The following is an 8,942-nucleotide window of genomic DNA, read 5'->3' on the forward strand; positions in this document are numbered from 1 at the left end:
AGGCTCGGCCACTTGTGGATAACTAAAGTGCGGGGATTCTACCGCTGTTCGGCAACAATCGCCCACTGTGCACTGACCGGCTGTGGATAAATCCCGCGCCCGATGCAGTACAATCGCGACTTTTAATCGCCAACCAGCCGGCCATTCCCATGATCGAACCCAAGCGCGTCCTGCGCGCCCTCGCCGAACACTGGGCCTTACTCGAGCCTCTGTGCGAACACTTCGACCAAGGCACCCTGAGCCTGGGTGAACTGCGCGCACAACTGGCCGCCCAACAACTGGACAGCACGCCCCAGGACATCACCAGCCTGCTGGACGTGTGGATTCGCCTGGATATCCTGGTGCCTGTCGCCAAGAGCCCGAACCGTTTCGAGCTCAACGCACAGATCCACGACTTCCTCGCCTATCTTCGCAAGGAGCACCGGCTTGGCCTGTGCCTGGAAATCGAAGCCTACCTGCGCCACCTCGAGCGCCTGGCCGGTTATATCCAGGACGCTTTCGACATCCGTGATGGCCACGACCTGGCCCGGCAACTGCGCCTGCTCGACATGCGCGTGCGCGACGTGCTGAAAAAACTTGCCAACGACGAACAGGCCCTCGCCGCCGTGGCCGACCGGGCCAAGACCAGCGACCGGCAGATCCCGCTGCGCCAGCGTTACGCCGAGGTACTGGCGACCTGGGACGAATATGTCGAACCGATGATCCAACTGGTGAACGCCGACGGTGCCTTCGAACAAGGCGTGCGCAAGGTGGAAAATGTGTTGCTGCGCATGCTCACCGAGCAGCAGCGTCTCGGTCACCTGGTGGACGACGACATGTTGCTGCGGACCCACGCACGCATTCTCGAAATGCAGACCAGCGCCCAACTGACGCTGCGTCATGCCCGCGAATTGCTGCTGCCACTGCGGGAAGAAGCGCGCCGGCACAACGCCGTCACCCGTGGCGCCGCGCTGGCGCTGTCAGCTATCCGGCGTAAAGGCCTGGACGCGGTGCCGCAAGCGGCGATGCCGATGTTCACCCGGCCGCAAAGCACCTTCCTCGGCAGCGCGAGCCAGGTAGAGGCGTACGTGTACGCCCTGGCGAATTTCGAGCCGAAACCGGCGCGCTTCCCCAAGGCGCACAAATCCCACAAGGGCGATGCCCAGCGTGCACCGCGCACCGTCAAGGAAATGCTAGAACGCTGCGAAGACGCCCTGCCGATGCCAGACCTGATGACCTGGCTGCTGGAACAGGAGCCGGACGGCGCCACCGACGAATTGCTGTACTGGTTCTCACGGCTGTCTCGCGAAAAACGCTTCAAGCGCGAACGCCTGGAACGCCGCGATTACCACACACACGAGCATCAGGTCAGCCTGCGCTCATTCGCCCTGCTCCCGGCCACGCCTGACGCCGCCGAGAATTCTGCGAGCACACCTTATGCATCTTGATCTATCCGAACTGTCCCAGCTGGCGCCGATCTTTCGCGAGCTGTTCAAGGGTTACCACGTCAGCCGCCGCGACCCGGAGCTGTACGCCCAACTGTCGAACTTCCAGGACCAGTACCGCACCCTGTTCAAGGCCTTGGGTTTTGAGTTGGTGTGCGATACGCGCGGTTTCTACTACTTCGTACCCGACTCCGCCATCGCCAGTGCACAGGTGAACAAGACCGCCCAGCGCCTGGCGTTGTTCACGTTCATCATCGTCGAGCACCTGGCCGACCAGGGCCGCGACCCGATCGCCGTGCTCGACGGTGGCAGCCTGGGCCGTGATGAACTGCCGTCGCTGCTGGAAAAGTACCGCGACCTGTTTATCCAGGCCGAAGTGCAGACCCAGGAAGAGCTCGAAGAAAAAATCATGCGCCGTATGACCCAACTGGGTTTTGCCAGCGAAGACAACGGCATCTATCGCTTCCTGCCGCCCATGCACCGCTTCCTCGATGTGTGCCTGTCGGTACAGCAGGACCGCGATCTTGCGGCCAGCGTCCACAGCGTGCTGCCGCTGCCGGCACCGGTGATCATCGACGAAGACAGCGATGAGAAATTGCTGAAAACCGACGATCCACTCGACTTGAGCGACTTCGCGGATGAAAGCGAAGAAGACGCACTGGCCCGCGCCATTGCCGAAGAACAGGAGACCGATGCATGAGCAAGGAACGCTACGGCATCCGCCGCTTCGCCCTATTGAACACCGCCGGCTACAGCCTGGGTTTGTTCCCGCTGGAAGAACCGTTGTCGGTGTATGGCGCAAACAACCTGGGTAAATCCGCGTCGATCAACGCCTTGCAGTTCCCGATCCTGGCGCGTATGTCGGACATGAGTTTCGGCAAGTACACCCTGGAGCAGTCACGCCGCTTCTACTTTGCCACCGACACCAGCTACATCCTGGTGGAAGTCGCCCTGCCCCACGGCCCGCACGTGATAGGCGTGGTCGGGCGCGGCCCCGGCGGCGGGTTCGGCCACCAGTTCTTCGCCTATGCCGGCAAGCTGGACCTGGCTCACTACCAGAAAAACGACACCTGCCTGCGTCAGAAAGAGCTGTTCACCAACCTGGAGCGCGAAGGCCTGAAAGCCTACGAACTCAAGCCAGATGAACTGCGCCGTCTGCTGGTAGGTGGCCACACGTCGATACCGCTGGACCTGACGTTGATCCCGCTGCGCTCCACCAGCGAGCAGAGCCTGAAGACCTTCCGTGCGCTGTTTATCAACCTGCTGCACATGCGCGAAATCACGGCCGCCAAGCTCAAGCAATTGTTCCTGGACGCCTTTGAACACAGCCTGCGTTCCGGCAGTGTGGATTACATCGCCGCGTGCGAGGAAGCCTTCCGCGATGTGCGACGCATGGAGCAGGACTACAACTCCCTGGTCGCCGCCGGCCCGCTGGTCGAAGCGCTGTCCAATGGCGTGAAGCAACGCGACATCCTGCGCGGCAAATTGCATCGCCTGTCGCCGCTGCTGGATTCGCTGCTGGGCACTTGGTCGGACTACGCCAGTGCGCGCAAGGAAGAGCTGACCATCCAGGCCGAGCACTACCGCAACGAGCAGGACGCGCTGCAAAACGACCAGCGCGGCGGTACCCAGGAGCTGATGCGCCTGGAGCGGGAAATCAGTGGGATCCAGCGTTGGTTGGGCGAGTTGTCGGTACTCAAGCATCGCTTTGCCCTGGTGGATGACGTCAAGGTGCTGGAGCAGCAACTGCTGGCGGCCAAGGATGCGCACGATGAATTGGCGGGCGCCCTGGCGCAGTCACGACAGTTCAGCGCCGAGGATTTAGACGAGCGTCTACGCGACCTGGAAAAGCGCTTGAAGTCGGTCAAGCAGCAGCTCGACCACGCCGACAACAACAGCTACGCCAAGCTGCGGGAAGAATTCTCACAGCAGGACGTCGAGCGTCTGATGCGCCTGTTCAACAGCTCGTTGTTCAGCCTGCCGCTGGGCGAGCATGGCATCACGCTGGATGAGGAAGGCCAGTGGGTCAAATCCCTGGAGCAGATCCTCGACGGCTTCAAGGGCGAGCGTTTTGAAGTGCCGGGGCTGTCCATCGACATCTCCCACATCGAACCCCCGGCATTGCAGGCGCTGGCGGATCGCGCGGCGTTGCGCGACCAGAAAGAACGCCTGGAAAAAGAACTCAAGCAGCTGAAAACCCAGCAAGCAGTCGCCTCCGACCGCGCCGCGAGCAAGACCCAGACCGAAGCGCTGTACCAGCAGGTACTCGACGCGCAGAAGGCCCTCGAAGACTTCCGCCGTGCACAAACCCTGAGCGCAGAGGAAGGCGAGAAGCTGGAAAACCTGGCGCAGATGGAAGCGGCGCAGGATGAGTTGAAGCGTTCCAGTGATGCCTTTACCGAGCGCGTCCAGCAACTCTCGGCCAAGCTGCAACTGGTGGGTCGCCAGATCGGCGATATGGAAGCCAAGCAACGTACGCTGGATGACGCGTTGCGCCGTCGTCAGCTGTTGCCGGCGGACTTGCCGTTCGGCACACCGTTCATGGACCCGGTCGACGATTCCATGGACAACCTGCTGCCACTGCTCAATGACTACCAGGACAGCTGGCAGGGCTTGCTGCGCGCCGATGGCCAGATCGAAGCACTGTATGCACAGGTGCGCCTCAAGGGTGTGGCCAAATTCGACAGTGAAGATGATGTCGAGCGTCGCCTGCAGTTGCTGATCAACGCGTATGCACACCGTACTGATGAAGCACTGACGTTGGGCAAGGCACGCCGAGCGGCCGTCACTGACATTGCGCGCACCCTGCGCAACATTCGCAGCGACTACGACAGCCTTGAGCACCAGTTGGCGTTGTTCAACCGTGAGATCAACAAGCGTCAGGTCTCCAACCTGCAAAGCTTCCGCATCGTGCTGGCGCCGAACAAAGAAGCGCTCAAGCATATCGACCAGATCATTCACAGCGCCGGCCAGTATGAAGAAGGCGAAACCCTGTCGGTGTTCGACCTGAGCCAGAGCGCCGAGCAGGACAACAAGAACGAAGAAGCCAAGGAATACCTGGCTCGCCTGGTGGCCGCCAACCATAACCAGTTGGGCCTCAAGGACTTGTTCGAGCTGGCGTTCGAAATCACCAAGGTGCATGGCCAGCCAGTGATCCATACCGACATCGATGGTGCTGCATCCAACGGCACCACCATGACGATCAAGGCACTGACCAACATGTACTTGTTGCTGCACTTGATGGACCGCGACCAGGCCGGTCGCGTGCGTTTGCCGTACTACCTCGACGAGGCGGCAGACATCGATGAGAAGAACCAGGCCGCGTTGCTGGAGACCAGCTTGCAGTTGGGCTTCGTGCCGATCCTGGCCAGCGTGAAACCGCAGGTGTCCGCCCAGGTAGCAATCGACCTGGAAGGCGGCAGTGGGCCCAATGGCATCTACATCGATGAGGCGGATTGGAAGTACATCCGTCGCCTCGATGTGGTGAAGGCGACGATGAATGTTCAGGCCGATGAGCCGGAGCTGGATGAAGTCTGAGCCACGGCGCTGAAACGCAAAAAGGCCGCGATCTTATGGATCGCGGCCTTTTTTATGATTTTGAATAGTGGCGTGCTCTTGGGGGCCTCTTCGCGAGCAAGCCTACTCGCACAGTTGACCGGGTTTTTCTTGTAGGAAAGCGGTCGGATGTGGGAGCGGGCTTGCCCGCGATGGCCGCGGCTCGGTCTATTTACCGAGTGGGATTTTAGGCGCCCAGGTCAGCCATTCTTCTTCGAACTTGTCGAACAACGGGAAGGTTTGCTGCGGTCGAGCGGCATTGCCCATGCGCTCGCCGTCTGGCGTGGCGAAGGCGATGCCACCGGCAACCAACGTCTCCAGCGACTCCGTACGCACGGTAGCACCTTTGAACAGGCCGAAGTCGAGGCCAAAGCCACTGGTGTTCCAGAATCGGCTGCCACTGCGCACCAGGGGAGCGTACTTGGGCTCGATCAGGATATGGATCAGCACGCGGTCCGCAGTCTGGCCCAACTCGTAGCCGGTGACTTTGCCCACGGTGACTTCACGATAGGTGACCGGTACGCCTTCCTTCAGCGAACCACGGCGTGCGGCGCTGAGTGTCAGGCTCAGGCCCGCCTCTTGGTGGGCGGCTTCAGGGGGCTGGTCCAGCGCGACGAAACTCTTCTGTGGGCCGGCGTTTTTCGCGGCGGGTTGCACTTCGATGTATTGCCCGGTGACCAGGGTTTCCAGATTGGCGGTTTTCATCAGGCCCAGCTCTGGCTTGACCACCCAGAACTGGCTGCCGGCGCGCGCAATGCGGTCCGCTACCTGGGTGATACGTGCACTGAGGATGACCGACTGCATGTCGGCACTGAGGTCAACACTTTCGATCTTGCCCACATCCAGGCCTTTGAAGCGCACCGGTGTGCCAGTGCGCATGCCGTCGGCGCGGTCGACCTTGATGGTGACCAGGGTGCCGTGTTGGTTGGCGGCCTCGCGGTCGGCAAACAGGCGGAAGCGTGGAATGCGTTTTTTTAGCGGTACGTTCGGCTCAGGGGTTTCGAAGGCGATACCGCCGGCCATCAAGCTGGCCAGGGATTCACTCTTCACCTGGATGCCACCGGTGAGGCCACCGGTCAGGGTGACGCCGCTGGCATTCCAGAAGCGCGTGGAGCCGTTGACCAGGTTTTCGTATTCCTTCTCGATGTGGACGCCGATCACCAACTGCTTGTTCTTGCGCGAGAACTGGTAGCTCTGCACCGAGCCGACCTTGACCTGCTTGTAGAGGATAGGGCTGCCGACATCCAGGGAGCCGAGGTTATCGGTGAACAGCACCATATGCAGGCCTGGGGAGCGCAGGTCCAACGGCGGCGCTTTTGCCCGTGCGACAAATTCGCGCTGTGGGGCGGTGCCTTTGTCACCAGGGCGGATGGCGATGTAGTTACCTTTGACCAACGCCTCAAGCCCGGTGATACCCGCCAGGGAGATGGAAGGCTTGACCACCCAGAACTGGGTGTCTTGCACCAGGTAATCCTCGGCCAGCGGGTCAAGGGTCAGCTCTGCGTTGGCGCTGGACAGGTCTGAGTCGATCTTCAGGGTTTTCAGGCTACCGACCTGGATACCCTTGTACATCACTGGCGTACGTCCGGCCTGCAAGCCTTCGAAGTCGGTGAGCTTGACCTTGACCTTGATGCCAGCCGCAGCGGCGTCGAAGTCTTCGTACAGGCGGAATGGCAGGCTCGGGTCAGTGGGTGGACTGTCCTTGCGGTTCTCTGGCGTGGCGAAGGCGATGCCGCCAGCGACGATGCTCGAGAGAGATTCGCTGCGCACCTTCACGCCCGAGAGGTTGGCGTCGATGCTGATGCCGCTGGCATTCCAGAAACGTGTGTGTTTGCGCACCAGGTTGGCGTAGGTTGGTTCGATGTAGACCTTTATCTCAACGGTACTCTGGTCTTCGGAGAGCAGGTAGCTTTTGACCTGGCCCACCTGGATCTGCTTGTAGAACACCGGGCTGCCTCGGTTCAGCGAGCCAAGACGGTCGGCCTTGATCGTCAGGTGAAGCCCCGGCTTGGCGTCGGAGAGCGGCGGCTCTTCGGAGAGCGCCTTGAATTTGCGCGTGGGCTCACCATCGCCAGGGCTGGCGGCGATGTAGTTACCTGACACCAGGGTTTCCAGGCCTGTGATACCGGCGAGGCTGACGCTTGGTTTGACCAGCCAGAAGCGTGTGTTGGTCTTGAGGTATTGCTCGACGTCCTTGTCCATCTCGATGGTGGCGATCACCCCGCGATTATTGCCTTCATCGTCCAGGGCCAAGGTCTTGACCTTGCCGACAGGCATGCCTTTGTAGACCACTTCGGTTTTGTTGACTTGGATCCCTTCTCCGCTTTCAAAGCGTACCTGGATCTCGATGCCCTGTTGGGAATAGGCACGCCATCCCAGCCAGCCTCCGATAATCAGGGCAATCAGGGGCAATACCCAAATAGCCGACCAGTTGGAGGCCGGGCGGGTTTTAGCTTTAGGCAAATCACTCATGGTCGTCGTCCGACTCCGTGTTATCCCAAATCAGTCGGGGATCAAAAGTTACTGCGGCAAGCATCGTCAAGATCACCACACTGGCGAACGCCGCAGCGCCGAGGTTGGCCTCGACACTGGCAAGCCGCCCAAAGTTTACAACCGCCACCAGGATGGCGATCACGAAAATGTCCAGCATGGACCAGCGGCCAATGAATTCGATAAAGCGATACATCACAATGCGTTGTTGCGCGGACAGCGGTTGATGACGCTGCACCGAGAACAGTAGCAGACCGATGCCTACCAGCTTGAACGTCGGCACCAGGATGCTGGCAATAAATACGACTGCGGCAATAGGAAACATGCCGTGCTGCACCAGTTGGATCACACCCGCCATGATCGTGCTGGGGTCACCCTGGCCAAGGGAGTTGATGGTCATGATCGGTAGAAGGTTGGCCGGGATGTATAAAATGGCCGCCGTGATCAGCAACGCCCAGGTACGGGTGAGGCTGTTTGGTCGACGGGCATGGATCAACGCACCGCAACGGGTGCAGGTCTGCTCGTCGGTATCCGGCTCTTGCTTGTTCAACTCGTGGCATTCGGTACAAATCAGAATGCCCGCATCAATCGCCCGCATGATCATCCTCTCCTGACAACGCTTGCCAGATCTGGTGGGGCGACATCACCACCTCAAGTAGCACCTGAACCATCAGCAAGGCGACGAAACAACCCAGGCCCAGGCCGACGGTGATGGAGGCCATGTCGGCGAGTTTCACGATCGCAACCAGCACGCCCATCAAGTAGACCTCCAACATCCCCCAATCCTTCATATGATGGTAGATGCGGTACAGCAGCAATCCGTAACTGCGGCCAACCTTCCAGCGGATGCTGAGCAGCACTGCCAGCTGGCAAAGTAGCTTGAGCAATGGAATGCCCATGCTGCATAGAAAGACAACGGCGGCGACGCCCTGCATACCGGTATCGAAAAGGCCTACGACACCGCTCCACACGGTGTCTTCAGAAGACTGCCCGAGTAGATTGAGCTGCATGATGGGCAGAAAGTTCGCAGGGATGTATAGCAGCAGCGCAGCCAGCACCAACGCGAGGCTTCGCTCAACGACATTGTGACGGTGGGCATAAAGCTCATAACCGCAACGAGGGCATTGGGCTTTTTCGCCGAGGGCGAGCACTGGTTTGCGCATCAGTAAGTCGCACTCATGGCATGCCACCAGGTCGTCCAGTGGTAAATCCGACACCTCAAGGGCATCAACCGGATCCGGCATAGATAGGGCTCTGACTCTAAAAAAGGTTAGGTGCCTATTCTAGTGGTCTGGTTCAGAAATAACTGTGCAAATTTGTTTGGGGACCAGACGGCTGCTTTGGGTTTTCGACCGCCCAAAACAAAACCCCTGTTTGCGCTAGCAAACAGGGGTTTTGGAATTTAATCTTGACGATGACCTACTCTCACATGGGGAAACCCCACACTACCATCGGCGATGCATCGTTTCACTG

The 8,942-nt window shown here is 59.9% G+C and carries 6 protein-coding genes; 3 read left to right on the top strand and 3 right to left on the bottom strand.

What is annotated here, in order from left to right; all coding sequences use genetic code 11:
* The first annotated feature begins 149 nt into the window (after positions 1–149).
* From mksB to mksF, 3 genes are read left to right on the top strand one after another with little or no spacing between them, the layout of a single operon-like run.
* Complete coding sequence (gene mksB / locus CQ002_RS06860) at positions 150–1,427, top strand: Mks condensin complex protein MksB (protein ID WP_034101922.1); 1,278 nt, start codon at positions 150–152, stop codon at positions 1,425–1,427.
* Entirely contained in the window at positions 1,417–2,124 is a 708-nt protein-coding gene (gene mksE / locus CQ002_RS06865; RefSeq protein WP_012722059.1) for an Mks condensin complex protein MksE, read from the top strand. Before mksB ends, mksE begins: the two co-directional genes overlap by 11 nt.
* Positions 2,121–4,961 (top strand): Mks condensin complex protein MksF, encoded by a 2,841-nt coding sequence (gene mksF, locus CQ002_RS06870; protein ID WP_034101919.1) that lies wholly within the window; start codon positions 2,121–2,123, stop codon positions 4,959–4,961. The genes mksE and mksF overlap by 4 nt, the downstream gene beginning before the upstream one ends.
* A 186-nt stretch (positions 4,962–5,147) precedes the next feature.
* Here the strand turns inward: mksF and CQ002_RS06875 are convergent, their stop codons facing one another.
* Genes CQ002_RS06875 through CQ002_RS06885 form a run of 3 tightly spaced genes read right to left on the bottom strand, consistent with a single transcriptional unit; the run spans position 5,148 to position 8,713 of the window.
* On the bottom strand, positions 5,148–7,451 hold the full coding sequence (locus tag CQ002_RS06875) for a PqiB family protein (protein ID WP_034101916.1): 2,304 nt from the start codon (positions 7,449–7,451) through the stop codon (positions 5,148–5,150).
* Complete coding sequence (locus tag CQ002_RS06880; protein ID WP_034101913.1) at positions 7,444–8,067, bottom strand: paraquat-inducible protein A; 624 nt, start codon at positions 8,065–8,067, stop codon at positions 7,444–7,446. Before CQ002_RS06880 ends, CQ002_RS06875 begins: the two co-directional genes overlap by 8 nt.
* On the bottom strand, positions 8,054–8,713 hold the full coding sequence (locus CQ002_RS06885; protein WP_034101910.1) for a paraquat-inducible protein A: 660 nt from the start codon (positions 8,711–8,713) through the stop codon (positions 8,054–8,056). The genes CQ002_RS06880 and CQ002_RS06885 overlap by 14 nt, the downstream gene beginning before the upstream one ends.
* Positions 8,714–8,942 lie beyond the last annotated feature (229 nt).

Source organism: Pseudomonas sp. MYb13, from assembly GCF_002980075.1.
Lineage (GTDB): Bacteria > Pseudomonadota > Gammaproteobacteria > Pseudomonadales > Pseudomonadaceae > Aquipseudomonas > Aquipseudomonas lurida.